This window comes from Streptomyces sp. NBC_00019, from assembly GCF_045041015.1.
Lineage (GTDB): Bacteria > Actinomycetota > Actinomycetes > Streptomycetales > Streptomycetaceae > Streptomyces.
Window position 1 is genome coordinate 3,454,610 of the sequence record NZ_CP108302.1, and the last position, 23,338, is coordinate 3,477,947.

Sequence of the window (23,338 nt, forward strand, 5' to 3'; positions counted from 1 at the left end):
CCACGGCGGCGATGAGTTCGTCAGTCGTCGCCGCCGGACGACGAGCTCCCGCCCCTCTGCTTCCCCGAGCTCTGCAGCACCTTGCCCAGGCCGACCGTCACGGCCGCCACGGCGCGGACCCAGGTCGGCCCGCCGCGCTCCGCCCACACCACGCACACACACCCGAAGACGGCGAGACCCAGAACGCCCACCAGCACCAGAACGGTCATGTCCCCACCCCTGCGTTCGTACGGTTCCGGTGATCTTCTCAGATCCCCTTCACCCGAACACATGAACTACCCCCAGAAACTCGCACCCCTAAATCGAACAGGCGTAGCATTGCGGCGTGGCTACGACCTATGACTTTCCGAGTGACCTCCTCGCCGGTCAGGAGGAGCTGCATCAGGTCCGGGCCGAGCTGTCGGCCCTGCTCAAGCGACTGCCCTGGTCGGTCGAGCCCCTGGACGGCTTCAGCGACACCGCGGGCTGGCGCAAGGTGGAACGCCCCGCCTCCCCCGGCTGGACACCCGACGAACAGGCCGAGGTCGAAAAGCTCAGACAGCGCGAACACGAACTCGCCGTCTTCATCACCGGCCACCGCTTCTGGGCGGAGGTCGTCGGCGGGGAGCGCGTGGACGCCCGCATGACGCTGAAGCACGCGCAGGAGGACGGCTGAGAAACGAAGAAGACCCCGGCCGTGATCGGCCGGGGTCTTCTTTCGGTGTGGGCGCGGACGGTTTCGAACCGCCGACATCCTGCTTGTAAGGCAGGCGCTCTACCCCTGAGCTACGCACCCGGGTCCCGAACATCCGCGCTCGGGACGAGTCGACAGACTACCTTGCCCGGGGCCGTGTCCTGCAAACGCGTATCGCGGGAGCCGGATCTCAGGGTCGACCCGGGGGTTTTCCCCACCCCGGATCCGGGAGCGTCCCGGATCCCGCGGCGGCGCCCCGCTCCGTACGGTCGAAGAGCCTCATCATTCTGGCTCAGGGGGAGATCCCAATGGCACGTACCGCCACCGCTCGCATGGTCCTCGCCGCCGGCGCCGTCGCTCTCATCGCGGGCGTCAGCGCCTGCGGTGCGTCCGCCGGGGACGACAAGGATCCGGACCAGCGGTCGTTCGCGCTGGAGGGGAGGACGCTGACCATCGACTCCGACGACTCGGCGCTGGAGATCGTCGCCGCCGACGACAACAAGGCGGGCCGGATCGAGGTCACCCGCTGGTTCCAGGGCACGGTCGCCCTCGGCAAGGACCCGAAGGTCACCTGGTCGATGACGGACGACACGCTGAAGCTGCGGATGAAGTGCACCGGCGTGGTCGCCGACTGCGCGGCCAAGCACCGCATCGAGGTCCCGCGCGGCGTCTCCGTGAAGGTCCAGGACGGGGACGGGAGCGTGCGGGCCAGGGGATTCGAGGACGCGCTGAGCATTCGTACGGGGGATGGATCGGTGCATGTCACCGACTCCAGCGGGCCGCTCGACCTGAAGACCGGCGACGGCTCCGTACGCGCCGACGTCACCTCGCGCGACGTGCGCTCCGAGACCGGCGACGGCTCGGTCCACCTCGAACTGGGCACCGTCCCGGACCGCGTGGAGTCCAGGAGCGGCGACGGCTCCGTGACCATCGACGTCCCCGAGGCCACGTACAAGGTGACCACCCAGACCGGCGACGGCGGGGTGGACGTGTCCGTGCCGCGGGCCGACTCCAGCTCGCACGTCATCACCGCCCGCACCGGCGACGGCAAAGTCACGGTCCGGACCGCGAACTAACGGGCCCGTGTGTTCGTCCTTAACCGGTGGGAGAATGACACCGGGCCAGGACGGACACAGCACGGGAGAGGGATGTGACGGCGACACCAGCGCAGCCGTACTCGCCGTCGAAGCCGCGCGCACATCATGCGCTGCGCGACACGCTCACTCTCATCGCTCTGCCACTGGTCGCCGTCCTCGCGCTGCCGGCCGCGTTCGCCGGCGGCGGCACCCGGCGCTGGTTCGGGGGACGCTCCGAGAGCCAGCGGGCCGAGGCGCAGGCCGCGAAGGACGCCGCCGCGGCCGCGTTCTACGAACTCGACACCGCCCAGCGCGATCTGCGGATCTCGATAGAGACCATCACCGCGGTCGACGACTCCCCCGCCGCCCGGCGCGCGGTCGCCGACTTCGAGGCGATCAGCAGGCGGATCGACGAGGCCAGTCACCAGTACATCGAGGCCGTCGACGCGCACGACCTCGACCGGGACGACCTGGAGGCGTCGGTCGCCGTACGCGCGCGCACCGAGCTCACCAAGGCCAAGGACGAGCTCGCCAACGTCAAGCGGGAGCTGGACCGCTTCGGCGACAGCCTCGGTCCGCTCCTCGGCAAGGCCGAGACCCAACTGGTTCGCCTCGCCCCCGCCGTCGAACGGGCCAGGCAGGGACTGCTGGCCGCCTCCAACGCCCTTGACGCCGTACGGCAGTCGGGCCTGAAGGCCGACGACCTCGCCGCCCGGCTCGCCGCCCTCGGCCCCGAGCTGACCAAGCTGAACCAGGGCGCCGGGCAGCACGGCGTCCCGGACACCCTGGAGCGCGCCGAGCGCGTCGCCCGGGAGGCCGAGACGGTCCGGGTCGAGTCCGAGCGGCTGCCCGAGAAGGCCGCCGAGATCGACCACCGGCTCGTCTCCCTGCGCACCCGCGCCCAGGCCCTCACCACCCGCGCGGGCCAGGTCGACCCGGTCCTGAGCGAGCTGCGGCGGCGCTTCACCGCGGCCTGCTGGCAGGACCTCCAGCAGGTCCCGGACCAGGCCGCGGAGAACGTACGCCAGGCCGAGCGCAAGCTCACGGAGGCCCGCGTCGCCCGCGAAGAGCAGCGCTGGCCGGACGCGACCGCCCTGTTGTCGACCGTACGGGCCCTGCTGAACAGCACCGACGAGTCCGTCTCCGCGGCGGGCGACCGGCTGCGGAGCCTGAACGCCGTACAGAAGGACCCCCAGCAGGAGATCGACCGCACCCGCTTCGCGATCCGCGACGCGCAGCGGCTGGCCATGACGGGCCGGAACACCCCCGATCCGCGTCACGCCCGCCCCCTGGACGACTCCGTGGCCCGGCTGGAGCGGGCGATCGGCACGCTGGAGGGCCGCCACCCGGACTACTGGCACTTCCTCACGGAGACGGAGGCGGTGCGGCAGACGGTGGCGCGGGTGGTGTCGCAGATCCGGGAGGAGCGCGGGGCGGGGCACTGACGCCTCTACAGCCGTCGGCCGCCGCCGGTTAACCTGTGCGCATGCCTCGCTACGAGTACCGCTGCCGGACCTGCGGCGACACGTTCGAACTGAGTCGTCCGATGGCGGAGTCCGCCGCCCCCGCGGACTGCCCGGCCGGCCACGACGACACGGTGAAGCTCCTGTCGACGGTGGCCGTCGGCGGCTCGGCCTCCGCACCGGCCCAGGCGCCCCGCTCCGGCGGAGGCGGCGGCGGTTGCTGCGGCGGGGGCTGCTGCGGCTGACGGACAGCGGCTTCGGGAACCCTTCAGGTGCGGTTTCCTACCGTGATCGGCCTCCCCCGCTGCCGAGCGAGGTGACCCAGCCCGGCGCGGGGGACACGGCACCAAGGCGGTGTTCTTCGGCCTGATGATCCCGATCTTCCGCAGCGTCTCTGATTGACCCAGGGATCCCCGGTGCTGCTCAGGAATGTGAGCCAATCGCCTTCGCGCCCTGGTGCTGAACGGCGGCAGCCGACAGCCCTCGTGGCACGTCCCCCCGGACGCTGATCGGTGGGGCCTCACGGTCCCACCGAGGAGGGTGCCCGACGTCGCCTGGGCGCCGGGCGCGCACGTGACAATCTGCCACAGGATCACTACGGAACGCTAATCCGACTGATGAGCCTCGGTCCCGGCCGGCGTCGAGCGCATGCCGCTGCCCGTCTTCCTCGGCCTGACCACGCTGGGCAGCGCGCTGTGGAACACGGCGTTCGTGATGGCGGGCTACACGCTGGGCGCCAACTGGACCCAGGTCACCGACCTGGTGTCCACGTACTCGAAGATCGTCCTCGCGCTCGCCGCCGTAGCAGTCGTGACCTCCCTGGCCGTACGACTGCTGCGGCGGCCCACGTCTAGCGAGGTGTCCGAGTCGTCCTGAGGAACTCCCGCAGGATCCGCTCCCCCGCCAGCACGCCCCGCTCGGGCAGCGCGCTGAGCGTCGGAGCGGTGAAGTCCTCGTCGGCCAGCTCGCCGTGGCCCGGCCGCCAGGCCTTGTCCGCGGCGAGCAGCAGGTCGGCGTCGAGGAGGGAGTCACCGGCAGCCAGCGTCAGCTCCGCGCCGGTGCGGCGGGCGACCTCGTGCATGGCGGCGCTCTTGGTCAGCGGTTTCGGGACGGCGTAGATCTTGCGGCCCTGGAGCGAGACCGTCCAGCCGCGGTTCTCCGCCCACACCGCGAGCTCCTTCACCCAGTCCTCGGTCAGCAGTTCACGCTCGACGACGAGGTAGGCGAAGAGGTCCTCGGCGACCCGGTGCTTGCGCACCCATACGGGGTCGGCCGTCCGCAGCAGATGCTCGCGCACCTCGTCCAGGGGCGCGCACTCGTCGGCCAGCCGGGCCTGCACGCGCGCGTGCCAGTCGGCGTCCGTCACACCGTCCACCAGCAGATGCCCGCCGTTGGCGCAGATCGCGTACTTCGGGGGCGGGCCCGGCAGGTTGATGCGCTGGTACTGCTTACGGGTCCGCGTGGTCGTCGGCACGAACACCGCCGCGTCGCCGAGTTCGGCCAGCAGTCCGGCGGCCGTCTCCGTCATGTACGACAGCGGCTTGCTCTCGTGCACCTCGACACAGAGCAGCCGGGGCGCCCGCGCGTCCGGCATGGTCAGCGCGAGGGCCGCGGAGGAGTAGATGAGCGTACGGTCGAGGTCGCTCGCCACCAGCACCGGCATCAGACGTTCACCGCCTTGCCGTCGGCGCCCGTCGCGCCCCGCGTGTACTTGGGGTGGATCAACCCCACGCAGGTGTACGGGAGTTCGTCGACCTCTTCCACCGGGACACCTCTCTGTTCGGCCAGCAGGCGTACGTGGTCCAGGTCGGCGCCCGCGCCGGCCCGCGCCAGGATCTTCCACGGCACCCGGCGCAGCAGCACCCGGGTGGTCTCGCCGACACCGGGCTTGACGAGGTTCACGTCGTGGATGCCGTACTCCTCGCTGATCCGCTCGACGGCCGCCCAGCCCTCCCAGGTCGGGTCGCGGTCGCTCGACAGCAGCTCCTTGGTCTGGGCGTCCACCGCGTCCACGACCTCCGGGAAGGTGGCGGCGACGGCGTCGAGGAACTCCACCGAGACGTCGGCGCCGGCGAGTTCGCGGTAGAACTTCGCGCCGTGGAAGTCGTTCGGGCCGACGAGGTCCGCGCGCAGCACGGTGCGCGAAATCAGGCCGGAGACCGTGGAGTTGAGGCAGGCGGAGGGGATGAGGAAGTCCTCGCGGGTGCCGTACGTCTTCACGCACGAGCCCGGGTCGGCCAGTACGGCGATCTCCGGGTCGAAGCCGGTGATGCCGTCGGACTCCTCGAACTCCTCGACGGCGTCCGCCAGTTCACGGGTGATCGCGCCCTTGCCGGTCCAGCCGTCGACGAACACCACGTCGGCCGGGTCGTGGTGGGCGGCCAGCCAGCGCAGCGCGTTGGCGTCGATACCGCGTCCGCGCACGATCGAGACGGCGTAGTGCGGCAGGTCCAGGCCGTGCCGGAACTGGGCCCAGCGGCGCATCAGGACACCGACGGGGGTGCCGGCGCGGGCGAGGGAGACGAGCACCGGGCGGGGCGAGCGCTCCGCGAGGACGATCTCGGTGACCGCGCCGACCGCCTGCGCGAGCCGCGCCGCCGACCCGTCCAGCGCGGTGTGGAAGAGCCGCTGGTACTGCTCGCTCGGCTGGTACTCCACCGGCAGCGACTCCGCGTAGTGCGCGCCGCCGCTCTGGATGGCCTCCTCGCGCTCCTCGGTCGGTGCCTCCAGCGTCACGTCCGAGAGGTCCTGGAGCAGCCAGCCGACGTCTTCCGGGGCGTACGAGGAGAAGGCGGGGCCGCGGAGGGGCTCGGGCAGCATCGGGGGCCTTTCGGGGACGTACAGGGGCTCGGGGACGTACGACGGGACCACCGCGAGCAGCACCTGCGGGGTGTGCGCGTGCAGCTGCGCGAGCAGACCGTCGGGGGCGTGGAGCTCCGCTGTGTCGGCGGTGGAGTCGATCACGGCGACGATCGCGTCGAAGCCGGCGCCGGCGATGTTGTAGGCGTAGCGCTCGCCGGGGCCGTCCGCGGGGTTGTCGTGGGCCGGGAAGGCGATGCGGGTGCGGATCGCGTAGCCCGGGTCGTCGACGGCCAGGACGGGCGAGCGGGTGGTGGTGGAGTAGCGGACCTCGGCGTCGGTGATCTGCTCCAGCTCGCGGGCGAGGCGGAGGGGGGCGTACATCAGCTCTTCGAAGCCCAGGATGTGGACGCGGCGGGCGCCTTGCGGCAGGGCTTCGGCGAGGCGGGCGGCCATCGTCGGCAGCGCGTTGTCCAGGCGTATTCGGTGCTGGGGGGTGAAGCCGTGGCGGCCGCCGTCGGGGAGACCCTGGGGCCAGTGGAGGTCGACTCGGCTGTGTGTCGGCTGCGGGCTGGTGGGGGCTTGTCGCGCCCGCGCGGCGGTAGCCGCAGATTCAACACAGCCCCGCGCCCCTAGGGCACCTTCGTACTCGGCGACCAGAGCTTGACCCTTCTCCAGCACCCCTTCCGGCAGGCCTACGCTGCCCGACGCCGCCGCCACCAGATCCACCCTCGCGCCTATCTCGCGCGCGAACTCCTCCAGGCGGCCCGCGTCCGCCTCCGAGCGCATGTCGACCAGGGCCACGACCACGTACCGGCCCCTCGGGTACCGGTCGTGAAGGTCTCTGATGGTGTTCAGGACCGTGTTGCCTGTCGAGAACTCGTCGTCGACGAGGACCAGCGGGCCGTTGCCGACCAGGAGGGACGGGTCCTCCGGGAGCAGCAGGTGCGAGGTGGCGTGGGAGTGGGACTCCTCGAAGCCGCCCGCCGTGGCCACGCCGGGCACCGGGCGGCGGGTGGAGTGGAGGTAGGGGGCGAGGCCGATGCCGTCGGCGACGGAGTGGCCGAGGCCGGTCGCGGTCTCGGCGTAGCCGAGGACGACCGCGCGGGCCGCCTCCTCGGCGCCCAGGAGGTCCCTGACCCGGCGGCCGAGGGCCAAGCCGTGGCCGTACACCACGGACGGTGACTGCGGGACGTGCTTGCCGAGCACGTTGGAGACCAGCAGATGGGCCCGCTTGGGGTTGCGGCGCAGGGCGAGGCCCAGCAGGTCGGTCAGCGTGTCGTCGCCCAGGAGTTCGACCCCGAGCCGCTCGGCGACCCAGGTTCCGGACCAGGTCCCGCCAGGCACCTCGTTGTTCACTGCGTTGTTCATGCGTCCCTTGTGTGTAACCGACCCAGCCACTGTGTGTCTCAGTCGGGGATTCCGGCGGCGAGCAGCTCCACGAAGCCGATGTCCTCGTTGGCCACCCCGAACACCTCGGCGCGCAGCATGGTGCGCTCGGCCCAGGCCCGGTGCGGCTTCACCTCGTTCATCTTGTTCGTGTACTGCGACCGCAGCACTCCCCCGCCGCCGCGCTCCGGGCGCAGGATGTCCGCCGCGTCACTGAACTCTTCGTGACTGACCACCGACAGTGCGTGCACGGGGAGCACGTGCGAGGGGTGAATACAAGTCTTACCCATCAGACCGTTGGCCTGGTCGAGGGAGATCTCGCGGAGCAGCCCGTCCATGGCGTGCTCGATGAGCGCCTCGCGCAGCTCCTCGGCCTGGCCCTCCAGGAAGGGGCTGCGGCGCAGCTGGGGCTTGAACATGCGCTCCTGGACGCGGAAGTACTCCCAGACCGGCCCGGTCACCGTGAAGCCGGTGCCGTCGGCCCGGCCCAGCATGTTCACCACGTCGGCGATCACGGAGGCGACGATCTGGACGTCCCAGGCGGTCATGTCGGGGGCCCGGCGCAGGCCGTAGGAGGAGCAGAAGTCGGTCACGCCGAGGCGGAGCGCCAGCACCCGGTCCCGGTACTTGTCGACCGCGCGGGCGATGCCCTCGAGGGTCTCCACCCGGGACTCGCGGTACATCAGGTCCGGCGACTCCAGCACCGGCATGGCGAAGAGCCGCCGCCCGCTCGCCGCCTCGGCGCCGGAGAGCGCCTCCAGGAAGGGGATGCCGCGCTCCTCGGTGAACTTCGGCAGGACGAACCCGGACAGCAGCCGGACCGCGGGACCGAGCCGCTGGACCAGGTCGGGGATCTGCTCGGGGTGGCGCACCCGGATGAAGAGCAGCGGAAGATCGGCCACCGCTCCCTCGGCGAGCTCCGTGAACTGTCGTACGAGGTTCTCCTCGGCGTCCACGACGTCCTCGTCGCCGATCGAGTCCTCCAGGCACAGCACCATCGAGACCACGCCACGCCCGACCTGTTTCAGGATGTCGTCGGCGAGCCGCGGCCTGGTGGCCGGGCTGTAGAGCGTGGCACCCAGGGCCGCGGAGAGCAGCCGGGCCGAGGAGTCCGCGTCGAACTCGCACGGCTCCTGGTGAAAGAGGCGCTGACGCACCTCAGGGGCGATGTGCCCGAAATGACGCATATGACTCCCCCGTGGCGGCTGGGCCTCCTGTGAACGGTTCACAGGTGGCCGGTAATAGTACGTACAAACCCATGTCAGGGGTTCCCGTCGGGCATGAACTTCAGGTAACGCAGGCGCGCACGACCGGGTCGGATTCTCTTGCGGAACCCGTACCCCCGCGTTGTCGTGACCAGGACCGAGAGGGCAGGATGACCGCATGACGCACGCCATGCTGAAGGGGTCGAACGTCCCGCTCGAAGTCACCACGGTGCGCGCCGTGGTGCGCTGGACTCCCGGGCAGGGGGTCCCGGTCGTCGATGCCTCCGCGCTGCTCCTCGGCCCCGGCGGTCGTGTGCGCTCCGACGAGGACTTTGTCTTCTACAACCAGCCCCGGCACCCCTCCGGGAAGGTCTGGCGCCTCGGCCAGAAGCGTGTCGCCGAGGGCCTCACCGACACGATCCAGACAGATCTGTCCGGTGTCGAGCCCGACATCGGTCAGATTCTCGTGGTCGCATCGGCGGAGGACGTCACCTTCGACCGCGTAACGGGCTTGCGCATCCTGCTGTACGACGCGGCGGTCACCGACGGGGAGCCGCTGGCCTACTTCGACATCAAGCCGGAGACCGGCCAGGAGACCGCGCTGATCTGCGGGGAGCTGTACCGCCGCGGGGACGGCTGGAAGTTCCGCGCCCTGGGCGAGGGCTACTCGGACGGCCTGAAGGGCCTGGCCGGCGACTACGGCATCTCGGTGGACGAGTCGGAAGCGGCGGCACAGGAGCCGACCCCGGAGTTCTCCCAGCCCCTGCCCCCGGAGCAGCCCACGACAGCGGTCCCGCCCCAGCCGTCCTACGGCTACCCCCAGTCCCCGCCGCCGACCCAGCCGGCGTACGGCTACCCGCAGCCGGCCAGCCAGCCCGCCTACGGCTACCCCCAGACCCCGGTCACGGTCACCCCGGACCCGGACTTCCGGCTGCCCCCGCAGGGCCCCCAGTTCATCGGGCGCTGACGAGAACACCCCAGGGGCGCGGGGAACTGCGCGATCAACCACGAACAGCCGGCAGCCGCCGTCGGACCATGCGCCCCGAGCTCTCAGGCGAAGCGGCCAGGACTCAGCGTCAGCGTTCCGCTTTCGTCTTGAAGCCCCGGCCCCACTGCAACCCCCACCCGTACAACCGGTCCAACTCCGCCTGGAACCCGTAGACGAACTTCACCTCGCGCCGGACGACGATCTCGCCCTTGACGTTCTCGATCATCACGACGGCGCAGGAGCGGGCCTGGGGGTGACGTTCGTCGAGGCCTATCTCGATGCGCGGCCCGTTGCTCGGATACAGCGTCACGATCGCGTGCGTACGGTCGAACGCCGGCGTCTGGTCGTAGATGTAGACGAACACCAGGATCCGCTTGATGGAGTCCTTGTGGTCGAGGTTGACGTAGATCGTCTCCCCGGACGCCGACCCGAACCGGTCGTCCCCGCTGAGCTTCACGTACGGCGCCGAGTTGACGTCCCCGAAGAACCCGCCGAGGGGCTGTACGACGCCCTTCGTGCCGTCGACCAGCTCGTACAGGCATCCAAGGTCGAGGTCGACGTTGACCATGCTCTGGCTGTGCCCCATCACCTCCGGCGGCTTGAGCGCCCTGAAGGGGTGCCTGAGCAGGCTCTCCCGCTGCGAGCCGCCGAAGTCGGAGGTCCGCATCCGCCAGGCGAGGTTGATGCGCAGATGGCCCGTCTCGGCGCCCTGCTCCTTGAGGGAGACCCGGTCGTGCCGTTTGGTCAGCACGATCGAGTTGGTCGCCGCGTTGCCCGAGTCGAAGTCGGCCGCGCGTCCGCGCCAGAGTCCGTCCAAGAAGCCCATGATCCCGCCCCCACGTTCACGTCAAAGACCGACGGGGCGGCGTCGAGGAGTCGACGCCGCCCCGCTCAGAGCGTTCCTCACCCGAGGCCGGGTCACACCCCGGACGAGACCTCAGTCTTCTCGTCCGAGCCCACCGCTTTTCCCTCGGCATCCGCCAGCCGCTTGTTGCGGCGTACGGAGGACCAGAAGGACCAGGCGATCAGGAGGACACCGACAGAGCCGGTGATGACCTCGTGGATCTCGTACTGGATGGTGATCATGAGGATCACGGCCAGCGCACCGATCGCGTAGTGGGCGCCGTGCTCCAGGTAGACGTAGTCGTCGAGGGTGCCCTGGCGGACCAGGTACACGGTCAGCGATCGGACGTACATGGCGCCGATGCCCAGGCCCAGCGCCATCAGCACGATGTCGTTGGTGACGGCGAAGGCGCCGATCACTCCGTCGAAGGAGAAGGAGGCGTCGAGGACCTCGAGGTAGAGGAACATGAAGAACGCGGCCTTGCCGGCGAGCGCGACGGCCGAGCGTGGCTTGCCGGAGCGTGCCGCCTCTTCCTCCTCTTCGTGCTCGCGTTCCTCCTCCTCTTCGAGCTTGTCCTCGAAGTAGCCGGAGAGACCACCGACGATCATGTACGTGATCAGACCCGCGATACCGGAGAGCAGAACCGTCTCTGCCTTGTCGACGTGCGCGCCGCCGTGCTGGTGGGCATGGGTCGCGAAGGTCATGGCGGTGACGAGCAGAACGACGAGCGCGATGCAGACCGACAGCATGTCGACCTTGCCGAGCTTGGCGAGCGGGCGCTCCAGCCACGCGAGCCACTTGATGTCCCGGTCCTCGAAGATGAAGTCGAGGAAGATCATCAGCAGGAACATGCCACCGAACGCGGCGATCGCCGGGTGGGCGTCGGTGACGAGTTCCTGGTAGCGGTCCTTGTTGTTGAGCGCGAGGTCGACGGCCTCGATCGGTCCCATCTGGGCGCTGACCGCCACGATGACGACCGGGAACACCAGTCGCATACCGAACACGGCGATGAGGACACCGATGGTGAGGAAGATCTTCTGCCAGAAGGCATTCATCTTCTTCAGGATTCCGGCGTTGACCACCGCGTTGTCGAAGGACAGCGAGATCTCGAGGATGGAGAGGATCGCCACGATGCCGAACCCGGTCCACCCCCCGTAGAAGACCGCCGCTACGAGGCCGAGCGCGGTGACCGCGAACGACCAGCCGAAGGTTTTCAGAACCACTGGCTACCCAATCCTGTATGTACGGGTCTCCCCCGCTGCCCTACTCGGCTTTTTACCGAACTTTGAAGCGGAGTCTAGTCGGCCCCCCTCCACACCCCACCGGGCCCCGGTTTTTGCTCATATCGCGTTACGAGACGTTGACCCCGAAGTCGAGCGCGATACCCCGCAGCCCTGACGCGTACCCCTGGCCGACGGCGCGGAACTTCCATTCACCCTGGTACCGGTAGACCTCGCCGAAGATCATCGCGGTCTCGGTGGAGGCGTCCTCGCTGAGGTCGTAGCGGGCGAGCTCCTGGCCGTCGGCCTGGTTCACCACGCGGATGAAGGCGTTGCTGACCTGACCGAAGGTCTGGCCCCGGTTGTCGGCGTCGTGGATCGAGACCGGAAAGACGATCTTGTCGCACTGGGCCGGCACCTTGGAGAGGTCGATCAGGATCGACTCGTCGTCACCGTCGCCCTCACCGGTGAGGTTGTCGCCGGTGTGCTCCACCGAGCCGTCGGGGCTCTTGAGCTGGTTGTAGAAGACGAACCACTCGTCCCCCATGACCCGTCCGCTGTTGCAGACCAGTGCGCTGGCATCGAGGTCGAAGGGGGCTCCGGTGGTGGAGCGTGCGTCCCAGCCGAGCCCGACCATCACCTGAGTGAGGTTGGGTGCGGCTTTGGACAGGGAGACGTTGCCTCCCTTGGCGAGCGTGACGCCCATGATGCTGGTCCCTCCCCGTGTACTGCTTCCTAGGTGGTCCTGCGCGTCCGGCGCCGCACGCAAACGGTGCGGCGCCGGACGTGGGTGGTGCGGGTGGAACGGCTCAGACGTTCACGCCGAAGTCCTGCGCGATGCCGCGCAGGCCCGAGGCGTAGCCCTGGCCGATGGCGCGGAACTTCCACTCCGCTCCGTGCCGGTACAGCTCGCCGAAGACCATCGCCGTCTCGGTGGACGCGTCCTCGGAGAGGTCGTAGCGCGCGATCTCCGCCTCGCCGGCCTGGTTCACGACGCGGATGAACGCGTTGCGGACCTGGCCGAAGGACTGCTGGCGGTTCTCGGCGTCGTAGATCGAGACCGGGAAGACGATCTTCTCGATCTCGGCCGGGACGCCCGCGAGGTTGACCTTGATCTGCTCGTCGTCGCCCTCGCCCTCACCGGTGATGTTGTCGCCGGTGTGCTCGACCGAGCCGTCGGGGCTCTTGAGGTTGTTGAAGAAGACGAAGTTCGCGTCGCTGCTCACCTTGCCCGAGCCGTCGATCAGCAGCGCGCTGGCGTCCAGGTCGAAGTCGGTGCCGGTCGTGGTGCGGACGTCCCACCCAAGACCGATGATGACCGCGGTCAGCCCGGGGGCCTCCTTGGTCAGCGATACGTTGCCGCCCTTGCTGAGGCTGACTCCCACGAGTCCTCCATTGGTGTCCAGGGGCGGGGAGCCCCGCCATGCGTTTGATACCGGATCAACGAGTCGATCCTAGTGACGGGTTCCCGCCCTACGCAGGGCTTGGAACCTAACAATCACAGGGTGTCGAGCGCCTTCACGTACTCGTTCAGGTCACGGGCGTCCGGAAGAGCGTTGACGACGGTCCAGCGGACCACGCCCTCCTTGTCGATGACGAAGGTGCCGCGGACCGCGCAGCCCTTGTCCTCGGCGAAGACGCCGTAGGCGCGCGAGACCTCGCCGTGCGGCCAGAAGTCGCTGAGCAGCGGGTACTCCAGGCCCTCCTGCTCGGCGAAGACGCGCAGGGTGTGGATGGAGTCGTTGGAGACGGCGAGCAGCTGGGTGTCGCGGTCGGAGAACTGCGGCAGGTTGTCGCGCAGCTCGCAGAGCTCGCCGGTGCACACCCCGGTGAAGGCGAAGGGGTAGAAGAGCAGGACGACGTTCTTGCTGCCGCGGAAGTCCGACAGCTTCACGGTCGCACCGTGGTTGTCCTTGAGCTCGAAGTCGGGGGCCTTTTCGCCGGCCTGGATCGCCATCGTCGTGAATCCCTCTCGGGTGGACTGTTCGGGTGAGAACACCCTACGCAGCGATCACGACAGACTGACGGACGGGCTGAGTGGAACTCAGCCCGTCCGGTAATGACTAGCGGAGGGTCACCGCTTGGACTTGGCTGCCTTCGGCGTCACCAGCCGGCTGCCGCTCCAGTCCTTGCCGACGCTGACGCTCTTGGAGGCGGAGAGCCCCGCCGTCGTCGCGGCTTCGGAGATGTCGCTGGGCTCGACGTAGCCGTCGCGGCCGGTCTTCGGCGTCAGCAGCAGGATCGAGCCGCCCTCCTCGATGTACGTGGTGGCGTCCACCAGTACGTCGGTGAGGTCGCCGTCGTCGTCGCGGAACCAAAGCACTACGGCATCGGCGACGTCGTCGTATTCCTCGTCCATCAGCTCACTGCCGATGACTTCCTCAATGGACTCGCGGAGCTCCTGGTCGACGTCGTCGTCGTAGCCGATCTCCTGGACCACCTGCTCGGGCTGGAACCCCAGCCTTGCGGCAGGGTTCGTCCGCTCCTCCGCGTGGTCCGCGGTCGCGCTCACGGGTTGCCTCCTGATCATGTTTCGGGAATAACTCAGCCACGCGCGTGCGCGAAGCATTGGCCGTAGTCCACACGGGCGGGACGGATCGCGCAAGTACCCGGCCGTTCAGACCGCCGAAACGGTGACGTTCCTGGCCGTGTCACCGCAACTCCAGGCACACGATTGTGGTCATAAGTGACCTACACCACACCTTTCTGCCCGGTTTGCGGCATTGGGAACCCGAGTGAAGCTCGAGGAACCCGTGAAGAGCCCTGGTTACCAATCAGTAGAGATGACGTTTGCTTTTCCGAGGTACACGATGGGGAGCGGTGCAGACATCCCGCATACCCATGGAAAACAGCCCTCTGACAGCGAAGGAACAGCGTGGCTTCCGGATCCGATCGCAATCCGATCATCATTGGCGGCCTTCCGAGTCAGGTTCCTGACTTCGATCCCGAGGAAACCCAGGAGTGGCTCGACTCCCTCGACGCCGCTGTGGACGAGCGCGGCCGCGAGCGGGCCCGCTACCTGATGCTGCGGCTGATCGAGCGGGCCCGCGAGAAGCGCGTGGCCGTGCCTGAGATGCGCAGCACGGACTACGTCAACACGATCCCGACCAAGGCCGAGCCGTTCTTCCCGGGCAACGAGGAGATCGAGCGGAAGGTCCTGAACGCGACCCGCTGGAACGCCGCTGTCATGGTCTCCAGGGCCCAGCGCCCCGGTATCGGCGTCGGCGGCCACATCGCCACCTTCGCCTCCTCGGCCTCGCTCTACGACGTCGGTTTCAACCACTTCTTCCGCGGCAAGGACGAGGGCGACGGCGGCGACCAGGTCTTCTTCCAGGGCCACGCCTCACCGGGCATCTACGCCCGCGCGTTCCTGCTCGACCGCCTCAGCGAGCAGAACCTGGACGCCTTCCGCCAGGAGAAGTCGAAGGCGCCGTACGGGCTGTCCTCGTACCCCCACCCGCGGCTGATGCCGGACTTCTGGGAGTTCCCGACCGTGTCGATGGGCCTCGGCCCGATCGGCGCGATCTACCAGGCGCGGATGAACCGCTACATGCACGCGCGCGAGATCGCCGACACCTCGAAGTCGCACGTGTGGGCCTTCCTCGGCGACGGCGAGATGGACGAGCCGGAGTCGCTCGGCCAGCTGACCATCGCCGCGCGTGAGGGCCTGGACAACCTGACCTTCGTCGTCAACTGCAACCTGCAGCGCCTGGACGGGCCGGTGCGCGGCAACGGCAAGGTCATCCAGGAGCTTGAGTCGGTCTTCCGGGGCGCCGGCTGGAACGTCATCAAGCTGGTCTGGGACCGTTCCTGGGACCCGCTGCTCGCGCAGGACCGCGACGGCCTGCTGGTCAACCGGATGAACACCACTCCGGACGGCCAGTTCCAGACGTACGCCACCGAGTCCGGCTCCTACATCCGCGAGCACTTCTTCGGTGACGACCAGCGGCTGCGTGCAATGGTCGAGGGCATGACCGACGACCAGATCCTGCACCTGGGACGCGGCGGTCACGACCACAAGAAGATCTACGCGGCCTTCAAGGCGGCCGTCGAACACAAGGGCCAGCCCACGGTCATCCTCGCCAAGACCGTCAAGGGCTGGACGCTCGGTCCCAACTTCGAGGGCCGCAACGCCACGCACCAGATGAAGAAGCTGACGGTCGACGACCTCAAGGGCTTCCGCGACCGGCTGCACATCCCGATCACCGACCAGGAGCTGGAGTCCGGCGCCCCGCCGTACTACCACCCGGGCCGGGACTCGGAGGAGATCCAGTACATGCACGACCGCCGAAACTCGCTCGGCGGTTACGTGCCGACGCGTGTCGTCCGCGCCAAGCCGCTCGCGCTGCCGGAGGACAAGACGTACGCGAGTGTGAAGAAGGGTTCGGGGCAGCAGTCGATCGCCACCACCATGGCCTTCGTACGACTGCTCAAGGACCTCATGCGGGACAAGGAACTCGGCAGGCGGTTCGTGTTGATCGCGCCGGACGAGTACCGCACCTTCGGTATGGACTCCTTCTTCCCGAGTGCGAAGATCTACAACCCGCTCGGCCAGCAGTACGAGGCCGTGGACCGCGATCTGCTCCTCGCCTACAAGGAGTCGCCGACCGGCCAGATGCTGCACGACGGCATCTCCGAGGCGGGCTGCACGGCCTCGCTGATCGCGGCGGGCTCGGCCTACGCCACGCACGGCGAGCCGCTCATCCCGGTCTACGTCTTCTACTCGATGTTCGGTTTCCAGCGCACCGGCGACCAGTTCTGGCAGATGGCCGACCAGCTGGCGCGCGGTTTCGTCCTGGGCGCGACCGCCGGACGTACGACCCTGACCGGTGAGGGTCTGCAGCACGCCGACGGCCACTCGCAGCTGCTCGCCTCGACCAACCCGGGCTGTGTCGCCTACGACCCGGCGTACGGCTTCGAGATCGCGCACATCGTGCAGGACGGTCTGCGGCGGATGTACGGCCCGGACAGCGAGGACGTCTTCTACTACCTCACCGTCTACAACGAGCCGATCCAGCACCCGGCCGAGCCGGAGAACGTGGACGTCGAGGGCATCCTCAAGGGCATCCACCGCTACAGCGAGGGCACTTCGGGCACCATCCCGGCGCAGGTCATCGCGTCCGGTGTCGCCGTGCCGTGGGCCATCGAGGCGCAGAAGATCCTCGCCGAGGAGTGGAACGTCAAGGCGGACGTCTGGTCGGCGACCTCCTGGAACGAGCTGCGGCGCGAGGCGGTCGACGTCGAGCGCCACAACCTGCTGCACCCCGAGGAGGAGCAGCGCGTGCCGTACGTGACGCGGAAGCTGTCGGGTGCGCAGGGTCCGTTCGTCGCCGTGTCCGACTGGATGCGGGCGGTGCCGGACCAGATCGCGCGCTGGGTGCCGGGGACGTACCAGTCGCTGGGCGCGGACGGGTTCGGCTTCGCGGACACCCGGGGCGCTGCGCGGCGGTTCTTCCACATCGACGCGCAGTCGATCGTGGTGGGCGTGCTGACCGAGCTGGCCCGGGAGGGCAAGGTCGACCGGTCCGTGCTGAAGCAGGCCATCGACCGGTACCAGCTGCTGGACGTGTCTGCGGCCGACCCGGGCGCCGCCGGAGGCGACGCGTAGGCAACGCATTGATGTGAAGGGCGGTGGGGCTCATGGCCCCACCGCCCTTACCGCTTCTTTACGATGCGGTCATGAAGGAACAACCGGCGCAGGACCGTTGGGAACACCTCACCCAGCGGCCCTTGATGGCGCTCGCGGTGCTGTTCGCCGTCGCCTATGCCGTGCCGATCGTGGACGACGCGGCCGGCCGGTCGCTCACGACCGTGTGCACGGCGATCGAGTGGACGGTGTGGGGCGCGTTCGCCGTCGACTACCTCGTACGGCTGTCGCTCTCCCAGGACCGGCAGCGGTTCGTGCGCAAGCACTGGCTCGACCTGTGCGCGGTGCTGCTGCCGCTGCTTCAGCCGCTCCGGCTGCTGCGGCTCGTCGCCACGCTGCTGCTGGTGCAGCGGCGGGCACGGATGGCCTCGCAGATCCGGCTGACGACGTATGTCGCGGGCGCGGTGGTCGGGTTGCTGATGTTCGGCTCGCTCGCGGTGCTCTCGGTGGAGCGGGACTCGCCGGACGGGAACATCCGGACGCTGGGTGACGCGGTGTGGTGGTCGTTCACCACGATGACGACCGTGGGGTACGGGGACCACGCGCCGACCACCGGACTGGGCCGGATCATCGCGGTGGGGCTGATGCTCTCCGGCATCGCACTGCTCGGTGTCGTCACCGCGAACATCGCGGCCTGGTTCATCGCCCGCTTCGAGAAGGACGACGTGGAGGAGCGGCGCCAGACGGAGGCGATCGTCGCGCTGACCGAGGAAGTGAAGGCGCTGCGGGCCCAGGTGACCGCGTTGCAGGAGCAGCAGTCGGTCAGACACTGAGGTGGGCCCCCGGCCCATCCACCGGGGGCCCTCCCCTCACTCCCCCCGGCTCAGAACATGCCGCTTCCGGGGGATGCCGCTCCGGCCAGCCAGATGACGGCCAGGAGCGTGTCTATGGCACCCAGTACGACGGCGACCAGGGCCGTCACCGGGCGGGAGCCCGTCCAGCTGCGGCCCATTCCGAGCCAGCCGGCCACGATCGCGATCGGGCCGAGGATGATCCCCAGTACGAAGAATCCCGCGACCGCGCAGATGACACCGACGATTCCGAGCGTCGCGCGATCCGGCCCGGTCCGTGACCACGTCCGGCCACGTGAGCGGGGGTGCCTGCGCGTGCGCGTGCCGTTTCCGAAGCCCGCCATCATCAACAACTCCCTGAACCCCTAGGCAGATTGGGTTCGAGAGGGCGAGTACCCCCGCTGCGGGGCTCAATCCTCCGGCCTTGCGGCGCGCCGCCCCCCTCCGGCAGCGCGCCGCAGCACCGGCCGCCCTCCGCGGCATATGCACTGCCGTGCGGAGGGCTTGACTAACTGTGACCTGCGGCGCGTACCGGGGGCGAGGAATCTTTAGCGTCTTCACCCTGATAGGCGAAGTCGCCTGAAATCCCGTCAGTTTCTGCCTGCGGAAACTCCCACGGGACAGGACCCGTCAGACGTGGCCCACTCCCGCGCCCGCCTCCGCGTTCTCGCCGCGCTTGGTGAGCAGGGCGACGAAGACGGCGATGGCGGCGACTCCGGCGGCGACCAGGGACGCCAGGCTCATGCCGGAGATGAAGGTGTCGTGCGCGACGTCGGTGATCTTCGCGGCGATCGCCTCCGGGGTGCCCTTGGCGACCGGCGGCATACCGACCTGGACCGCCTCGGAGGCCTGGGCCTCCTGGGCCGCGGTGAGCGGCGGCAGTCCCGCGTCCTTCCAGTTGCCGGCGAGGTCGCTGTCGACCTTCGACGCCATCACGGCGCCCAGGACGGCGGTGCCGAGGCTGCCGCCGATCTGCATCGCGGCCTGCTGGAGACCGCCGGCGACACCGGAGAGCTCCAGCGGTGCGTTGCCCACGATGACCTCGGTCGCGCCGACCATGACCGGGGCGAGACCCAGGCCCAGCAGGGCGAACCAGAGGGACATCACCGCGCTGCCGGTGTCCGTCTCCAGCGTGGACATGCCGTACATGGCGATCGCGGTGGCCGCCATACCGCCGGCCAGCGGGATGCGCGGGCCCAGCTTGGTGATCATCACGCCCGCGAGCGGGGAGCCGACGATCATCATGCCGGTGAGCGGGAGGAGGTGGAGGCCGGCGTCGATCGGGCTCATCCCGTGCACGTTCTGGAGGTAGAACGTCACGAAGAACAGGCCGCCCATGAAGGCGATGGCCATGAGGACCATCAGGACCACGCCCGCGGACAGCGCGACCGAGCGGAACAGGCCCAGCGGGATCAGCGGCTCCTTCACCTTGGTCTCCCAGAAGGCGAAGAGCGCGAAGCCCAGGACCGACGCGGCGATGAAGGTCCACGTCAGTCCGTCGCCCCAGCCCCATGCCGGGGCCTTGATGAGGGCCCAGACCAGGCAGAACATCGCGGCCGACAGCAGGGCGATGCCGAGGATGTCGAAGGAGCGCGGGGCGTTCTCGGCACGGTGGTCGAGCAGGATCAGGATGCCCAGGACGAGGGCGAGGACGCCGACCGGCACGTTGATGAAGAACACCGACTGCCAGTTGACGTGCTCGACGAGGACACCGCCGAGGATCGGGCCGCCGGCGGTGGAGGCGCCGATGACCATGCCCCAGATGCCGATGGCCATGTTGAGCTTCTCGGCCGGGAAGGTCGCCCGCAGCAGACCGAGCGCGGCCGGCATCAGCAGGGCGCCGAACAGACCCTGCAGCACCCGGAAGGTGACGACGAACGCGATGCTGTCGGACAGGCCGATCGCACCGGAGGCGGCCGCGAAGCCGACCACGCCTATCAGGAAGGTCTGGCGGTGGCCGAAGCGGTCACCGAGCTTGCCCGCGGTGATCAGGGAGACCGCGAGGGCGAGGAAGTAGCCGTTGGTGATCCACTGCACCTCGGCGAAGGTGGCGCCAAGGTCCTGCTGGATGGCCGGGTTGGCGATGGCCACGATGGTGCCGTCGAGTGCCACCATCATGACGCCTACGGCGACGGTGATGAGCGTGAACCAGGGGTGGCCGCGCAGCCCTGAGGCCCGCGCCCCCTCCGACGGGCCGGCCGGCCTGCCGCCCCCCGGCCCCGTCTTGTCGAGCGTGGTCTGACTAGTCATACGCCGAGGCTAATGACAGCCGCTGACAATTGACAAACTGTTTCATAAGCCGGTAACTGACACAGCATGGAAACCCTCCGCGAACGCAAGAAACAGCGCACCCGCGAGGCGCTGATTCGAGCCGCCCTCGAGCTGTTCACCACCCGGGGCTACGACGGGACGACCGTCGACGGCATCACGGAAGCCGTCGAGGTCTCCCAGCGCACCTTCTTCCGCTACTTCGCCAACAAGGAGGAGGCCGCACTCGCCGTCGTCGAGATGGCCGTCGTGCACTTCATCGAGGCGGTGCGCGAACGACCGTCGCGCGAGGCGCCGCTGGAGGCGATGCGCCAGGCGGTCCTGGAGGGCTGGGACTCGCTCAACGACGTGATCGAGTCCGTCGTACCGGTGGAGCTCTATCTGCAGATGTACCGGGTGATCGAGTCGACGCCGGTGCTGCTCGCCGCCCATCTGCGACGCTCCATGGAGGTCGAGGAGACCCTGGCGCGCGTGATCGCCGAGCGCGAGGGCCTCGACGTGGCGGCCGACCCGCGGCCGCGGCTCGCGGTGGCCGTCTTCAGCGGGGTGATGCGGGTGACGGAACGGCAGTGGAGCGCGGCCGCGGACTTCAGCCTGGACGCGATGCGGACGCTCACCGTTTCGTATCTCGAACAGGTGGGTCCAGCACTGACAGAGAACTGGCGAACACACTGAGGTCATCGCCACATACACCGAAACGTGACCTCTGTCACTCGGTTAACGCGAGACCCTCTCGTTCTCCTAGTGTGTCCTTTCAGTGACTTCCTTCGACACCTCTCCCCAATTGAACGCCTGGCGCGCACTGCTCGCGCTGGCCGTGGTGTTCGTGATGCTCGCGACCACCGGCTGGACCGCCCTGCGCAACCAGCGGAACACGACCCCACTCCAGAGTTCGCTCAGCTCCTGGGAGCACGGCCGGATAGCCGGACACCGGCTGCCGGACCCGGACGACTCGACCTCCGTCGCGCTCTCGCGCTTCTTCGCCTCGCTGACCGCTCAGCAGCGCTCCGCCCTCGCCCGCCGCTATCCCCTCGCGGTCGGCAACATGAACGGCGCCCCCGTCGAGCTGCGCTACCGCGCCAACCGCATCGCGCTCGGCCAGGCCCGCAAGGTCGAGCTGAAACGCATGCACGACAGCCGGCTCTCGGCCGACGGGCAACGCCAGGCGGGCCACCGTATGCAGCGCTTCGAGGCGCTGATGAACACCAAGCGCAAGATCCTCGCCTTCGACCCGGAGGGCTCCGGGCGGGTCGCCGAGGTCTTCGGCAATCTGAACAAGGCGCAGCGGATCTCGGTCGTCGTCCCCGGCGTCGACACCGATCTGCTCACCTTCCAGCGCACCAACCGCAAGTACTCGGCCCCGGTCGGCATGGCCAAGTCGCTGTACGCCGCGGAGAAGGCGGCGAGCCCCTCGACGCGTACGGCCGTCATCGCCTGGGCCGACTACACCGCCCCCGGCGGCCTCGGCCTCGACTCGGCGACCGCGACGCGCGCCGAGGGCGGTGCCGTCCGGCTGAACGCGCTGGTGCGCGCGCTGCCCGGCAGCACGCCCGTCTCCCTGTTCTGCCACAGCTACGGCTCGGTGGTGTGCGGGGTCGCCGCGCACACCCTGCCGGAGCGGGTGTCCGACATCGCGGTGGCCGGCAGCCCCGGGATGCGGGTCACCAACGCCGCCCAGCTGCACACCTCGGCCCAGGTGTGGGCGATGCGGGACGCCGACGACTGGATCCAGGACGTGCCGTACCTGGAACTCGGCGGCCTGGGCCACGGTGCCGACCCGGTGTCCTCCGCGTTCGGGGCACGGGTGCTTTCGGCGGAGGACGCGAAGGGGCACAGCGGCTATTTCGAGCCGGGTACCGAGAGCCTGCTGAACTTCGCCGAGATCGGCGTCGGCGCATATCGCTCGGTGCACTGTGCCAAGGACGACGAAGCCTGTCGCGCCGGTTTGTCCGGCACCGTGGCGGGCTGACGCGCGTAGAGACGCAGGAATTGCGGTCTGCGCAGGGAGGCGACGGAGGAGCTCGTGCCGCATACGATGAGCCGCATGGGTGACGTACTGGCCGGATTTCATGCCGCCTGGGAGTTCGAGTCCGACTCCGTCCTCATCCGTTACGAACGGGGGATTCGAACACCCAAGCTCTTCCAGTCCCTGGGAGAGCGACGGATCCCCCTCTCGGCACTGTCCGGTGTGACACTGACCCCCGGCAAGCGCGGCACGGTGGTGCTGCGTGCCGAACCCCGTCCCGGCGCCGATCCGTTGATGGAGGCGGCCGCGGGGCAGCTGAAGGAAGGGTGCGATCCGTACCGCCTCGTGCTGCCCGCCGAGCGGGAGGTGCTCGCCGAGTACTACGCCGACGAGTTGCGTGCCCTGCTGAAGCCGGACGACGGTGAGCCGGCCGAGCGGTTTCTGGTGCCGGCGCCCGAAGTGCCGCTGTCCTTCAAGGCGTACGACGGGAAGGCGTCCTTCGACGGGAAGACCGTGCACTTCCGGTGGTTCTGGACGGGCGCCTCCTCGGCCAAGTGGAAGGCCGGCGACCAGAGTTTCCCGGTCACCGACCTCGGCGGGGTGGAGTGGCGCTCGCCCGAGGTGTTCGAGGGGCATCTGCGGCTGATCCCGCGGGACGGTGACGGGCAGCCGGTGCAGGCCGACCAGGATCCGGCCGCCGTGGTGTTCGGGCTGGGGTACGGGCCGGTGCACGAGTCGTTGCCGTTCGCCGCGGCGGTCCTGGCGGCGGTCCGGGAGCGGGGGCCTGTCGCGGCGGTGCCGGCCAGTGCGCCGAGGCGCGATCCGGCCGACATCGCCGAGCGCATTCGTCATCTGGGGGAGCTGCACCAAGCGGGGCTTGTCACGGATGAGGAGTTCTCCGTGAAGAAGGCGGAGTTGTTGGCTGAGCTCTGAGGTGCGTGGTCGGATGCGGGTTGTGTGTGGCTGGTCGCGCCCACGCGGCGGAGCCGCACATTGATACGGCCCCGCG

At 69.1% G+C, this 23,338-nt stretch carries 22 protein-coding genes, 1 tRNA gene and 1 pseudogene; 11 read left to right on the forward strand and 13 right to left on the reverse strand.

Features of this window, described 5'->3' with window-relative positions; all coding sequences use genetic code 11:
• Nucleotides 1-20 precede the first annotated feature (20 nt).
• On the reverse strand, nt 21-209 hold the full coding sequence (locus OHU89_RS16470; protein WP_405643630.1) for a hypothetical protein: 189 nt from the start codon (nt 207-209) through the stop codon (nt 21-23).
• Nucleotides 210-325: 116 nt separating this feature from the next.
• Between OHU89_RS16470 and OHU89_RS16475 the strand changes: the two genes are divergently transcribed.
• A complete protein-coding gene (locus tag OHU89_RS16475; protein WP_405643633.1) occupies nt 326-655 on the forward strand; it encodes a hypothetical protein in 330 nt (109 codons plus the stop codon).
• A gap of 48 nt (nt 656-703) precedes the next feature.
• Here the strand turns inward: OHU89_RS16475 and OHU89_RS16480 are convergent.
• A tRNA-Val gene (locus OHU89_RS16480) sits at nt 704-775 on the reverse strand.
• Nucleotides 776-981: 206 nt separating this feature from the next.
• Here OHU89_RS16480 and OHU89_RS16485 point away from each other — a divergent pair.
• The 4 genes and pseudogenes from OHU89_RS16485 to OHU89_RS16500 form a co-directional block, all read left to right on the forward strand.
• Nucleotides 982-1,749: a DUF4097 family beta strand repeat-containing protein gene (locus tag OHU89_RS16485; protein ID WP_405643636.1), complete on the forward strand. Its 768-nt coding sequence runs from the start codon at nt 982-984 to the stop codon at nt 1,747-1,749.
• Nucleotides 1,750-1,823: 74 nt separating this feature from the next.
• Entirely contained in the window at nt 1,824-3,194 is a 1,371-nt protein-coding gene (locus OHU89_RS16490) for a hypothetical protein (protein WP_405643639.1), read from the forward strand.
• A gap of 41 nt (nt 3,195-3,235) precedes the next feature.
• Nucleotides 3,236-3,457, forward strand: coding sequence for a zinc ribbon domain-containing protein (locus OHU89_RS16495; RefSeq protein WP_046259209.1), 222 nt, complete (start codon nt 3,236-3,238; stop codon nt 3,455-3,457).
• A gap of 379 nt (nt 3,458-3,836) precedes the next feature.
• Nucleotides 3,837-4,088, forward strand: a pseudogene (locus OHU89_RS16500) (DedA family protein); the annotation flags it as partial.
• Here OHU89_RS16500 and OHU89_RS16505 read toward each other — a convergent pair.
• From OHU89_RS16505 to OHU89_RS16515, 3 genes are read right to left on the reverse strand one after another with little or no spacing between them, the layout of a single operon-like run.
• On the reverse strand, nt 4,063-4,875 hold the full coding sequence (locus tag OHU89_RS16505; RefSeq protein ID WP_266893077.1) for an HAD family hydrolase: 813 nt from the start codon (nt 4,873-4,875) through the stop codon (nt 4,063-4,065). The pseudogene OHU89_RS16500 and the gene OHU89_RS16505 overlap by 26 nt on opposite strands.
• On the reverse strand, nt 4,875-7,382 hold the full coding sequence (locus tag OHU89_RS16510; RefSeq protein ID WP_405643642.1) for a phosphoribosyltransferase: 2,508 nt from the start codon (nt 7,380-7,382) through the stop codon (nt 4,875-4,877). The genes OHU89_RS16505 and OHU89_RS16510 overlap by 1 nt, the downstream gene beginning before the upstream one ends.
• 38 nt (nt 7,383-7,420) lie before the next feature.
• Nucleotides 7,421-8,587 (reverse strand): HpcH/HpaI aldolase/citrate lyase family protein, encoded by a 1,167-nt coding sequence (locus tag OHU89_RS16515; RefSeq protein ID WP_405643645.1) that lies wholly within the window; start codon nt 8,585-8,587, stop codon nt 7,421-7,423.
• A gap of 196 nt (nt 8,588-8,783) precedes the next feature.
• Here OHU89_RS16515 and OHU89_RS16520 point away from each other — a divergent pair, with 196 nt between their 5' ends.
• Complete coding sequence (locus OHU89_RS16520) at nt 8,784-9,572, forward strand: TerD family protein (RefSeq protein ID WP_405643647.1); 789 nt, start codon at nt 8,784-8,786, stop codon at nt 9,570-9,572.
• Nucleotides 9,573-9,681: 109 nt separating this feature from the next.
• Here the strand turns inward: OHU89_RS16520 and OHU89_RS16525 are convergent, their stop codons facing one another.
• The 6 genes from OHU89_RS16525 to OHU89_RS16550 form a co-directional block, all read right to left on the reverse strand.
• On the reverse strand, nt 9,682-10,419 hold the full coding sequence (locus OHU89_RS16525; RefSeq protein WP_405643649.1) for a Tellurium resistance: 738 nt from the start codon (nt 10,417-10,419) through the stop codon (nt 9,682-9,684).
• Between the two features lie 92 nt (nt 10,420-10,511).
• Nucleotides 10,512-11,660 (reverse strand): DUF475 domain-containing protein, encoded by a 1,149-nt coding sequence (locus tag OHU89_RS16530; RefSeq protein ID WP_405643651.1) that lies wholly within the window; start codon nt 11,658-11,660, stop codon nt 10,512-10,514.
• 127 nt (nt 11,661-11,787) lie between these two features.
• Nucleotides 11,788-12,363, reverse strand: coding sequence for a TerD family protein (locus tag OHU89_RS16535; protein WP_365398342.1), 576 nt, complete (start codon nt 12,361-12,363; stop codon nt 11,788-11,790).
• Between the two features lie 103 nt (nt 12,364-12,466).
• Nucleotides 12,467-13,042 (reverse strand): TerD family protein, encoded by a 576-nt coding sequence (locus OHU89_RS16540; protein ID WP_046259138.1) that lies wholly within the window; start codon nt 13,040-13,042, stop codon nt 12,467-12,469.
• A gap of 113 nt (nt 13,043-13,155) precedes the next feature.
• A complete protein-coding gene (locus tag OHU89_RS16545) occupies nt 13,156-13,614 on the reverse strand; it encodes a peroxiredoxin (RefSeq protein WP_046259139.1) in 459 nt (152 codons plus the stop codon).
• A gap of 117 nt (nt 13,615-13,731) precedes the next feature.
• Nucleotides 13,732-14,169, reverse strand: coding sequence for a DUF3052 domain-containing protein (locus OHU89_RS16550; RefSeq protein WP_046259140.1), 438 nt, complete (start codon nt 14,167-14,169; stop codon nt 13,732-13,734).
• A 363-nt stretch (nt 14,170-14,532) separates the two neighbouring features.
• Between OHU89_RS16550 and aceE the strand changes: the two genes are divergently transcribed.
• Together aceE and OHU89_RS16560 are read left to right on the forward strand one after the other, a co-directional pair.
• Entirely contained in the window at nt 14,533-17,265 is a 2,733-nt protein-coding gene (aceE, locus tag OHU89_RS16555) for a pyruvate dehydrogenase (acetyl-transferring), homodimeric type (RefSeq protein WP_405643656.1), read from the forward strand.
• 71 nt (nt 17,266-17,336) lie between these two features.
• The gene (locus tag OHU89_RS16560; RefSeq protein WP_405643659.1) at nt 17,337-18,077 is read left to right on the forward strand and encodes a potassium channel family protein; all 741 of its coding nucleotides are present in this window, start codon (nt 17,337-17,339) and stop codon (nt 18,075-18,077) included.
• A 50-nt stretch (nt 18,078-18,127) separates the two neighbouring features.
• Here the strand turns inward: OHU89_RS16560 and OHU89_RS16565 are convergent, their stop codons facing one another.
• Together OHU89_RS16565 and OHU89_RS16570 are read right to left on the reverse strand one after the other, a co-directional pair.
• On the reverse strand, nt 18,128-18,442 hold the full coding sequence (locus tag OHU89_RS16565; RefSeq protein WP_405643662.1) for a small hydrophobic protein: 315 nt from the start codon (nt 18,440-18,442) through the stop codon (nt 18,128-18,130).
• Between the two features lie 283 nt (nt 18,443-18,725).
• The gene (locus OHU89_RS16570) at nt 18,726-20,345 is read right to left on the reverse strand and encodes an MFS transporter (RefSeq protein WP_405643665.1); all 1,620 of its coding nucleotides are present in this window, start codon (nt 20,343-20,345) and stop codon (nt 18,726-18,728) included.
• A gap of 66 nt (nt 20,346-20,411) precedes the next feature.
• Between OHU89_RS16570 and OHU89_RS16575 the strand changes: the two genes are divergently transcribed.
• The 3 genes from OHU89_RS16575 (at nt 20,412) to OHU89_RS16585 (ending at nt 23,262) form a co-directional block, all read left to right on the forward strand.
• Complete coding sequence (locus OHU89_RS16575; protein WP_405643668.1) at nt 20,412-21,038, forward strand: TetR family transcriptional regulator; 627 nt, start codon at nt 20,412-20,414, stop codon at nt 21,036-21,038.
• A gap of 82 nt (nt 21,039-21,120) precedes the next feature.
• Nucleotides 21,121-22,332, forward strand: a complete 1,212-nt coding sequence (locus tag OHU89_RS16580) for an alpha/beta hydrolase (protein ID WP_405643670.1) — start codon at nt 21,121-21,123, stop codon at nt 22,330-22,332.
• Nucleotides 22,333-22,398: 66 nt separating this feature from the next.
• Nucleotides 22,399-23,262: a DUF4429 domain-containing protein gene (locus OHU89_RS16585; RefSeq protein ID WP_266899661.1), complete on the forward strand. Its 864-nt coding sequence runs from the start codon at nt 22,399-22,401 to the stop codon at nt 23,260-23,262.
• Nucleotides 23,263-23,338: the final 76 nt, after the last annotated feature.

Coding starts and splice junctions, on each gene's coding strand:
- OHU89_RS16470 (WP_405643630.1), bottom strand. CDS start 209: ATGACCGTTCTGGTGCTGGTGGGCGTTCTGGGTCTCGCCGTCTTCGGG.
- OHU89_RS16485 (WP_405643636.1), top strand. CDS start 982: ATGGCACGTACCGCCACCGCTCGCATGGTCCTCGCCGCCGGCGCCGTC.
- OHU89_RS16495 (WP_046259209.1), top strand. CDS start 3,236: ATGCCTCGCTACGAGTACCGCTGCCGGACCTGCGGCGACACGTTCGAA.
- OHU89_RS16505 (WP_266893077.1), bottom strand. CDS start 4,875: ATGCCGGTGCTGGTGGCGAGCGACCTCGACCGTACGCTCATCTACTCC.
- OHU89_RS16510 (WP_405643642.1), bottom strand. CDS start 7,382: ATGAACAACGCAGTGAACAACGAGGTGCCTGGCGGGACCTGGTCCGGA.
- OHU89_RS16515 (WP_405643645.1), bottom strand. CDS start 8,587: ATGCGTCATTTCGGGCACATCGCCCCTGAGGTGCGTCAGCGCCTCTTT.
- OHU89_RS16520 (WP_405643647.1), top strand. CDS start 8,784: ATGACGCACGCCATGCTGAAGGGGTCGAACGTCCCGCTCGAAGTCACC.
- OHU89_RS16525 (WP_405643649.1), bottom strand. CDS start 10,419: ATGGGCTTCTTGGACGGACTCTGGCGCGGACGCGCGGCCGACTTCGAC.
- OHU89_RS16535 (WP_365398342.1), bottom strand. CDS start 12,363: ATGGGCGTCACGCTCGCCAAGGGAGGCAACGTCTCCCTGTCCAAAGCC.
- OHU89_RS16545 (WP_046259139.1), bottom strand. CDS start 13,614: ATGGCGATCCAGGCCGGCGAAAAGGCCCCCGACTTCGAGCTCAAGGAC.
- OHU89_RS16560 (WP_405643659.1), top strand. CDS start 17,337: ATGAAGGAACAACCGGCGCAGGACCGTTGGGAACACCTCACCCAGCGG.
- OHU89_RS16565 (WP_405643662.1), bottom strand. CDS start 18,442: ATGATGGCGGGCTTCGGAAACGGCACGCGCACGCGCAGGCACCCCCGC.
- OHU89_RS16570 (WP_405643665.1), bottom strand. CDS start 20,345: ATGACTAGTCAGACCACGCTCGACAAGACGGGGCCGGGGGGCGGCAGG.
- OHU89_RS16575 (WP_405643668.1), top strand. CDS start 20,412: ATGGAAACCCTCCGCGAACGCAAGAAACAGCGCACCCGCGAGGCGCTG.
- OHU89_RS16585 (WP_266899661.1), top strand. CDS start 22,399: ATGAGCCGCATGGGTGACGTACTGGCCGGATTTCATGCCGCCTGGGAG.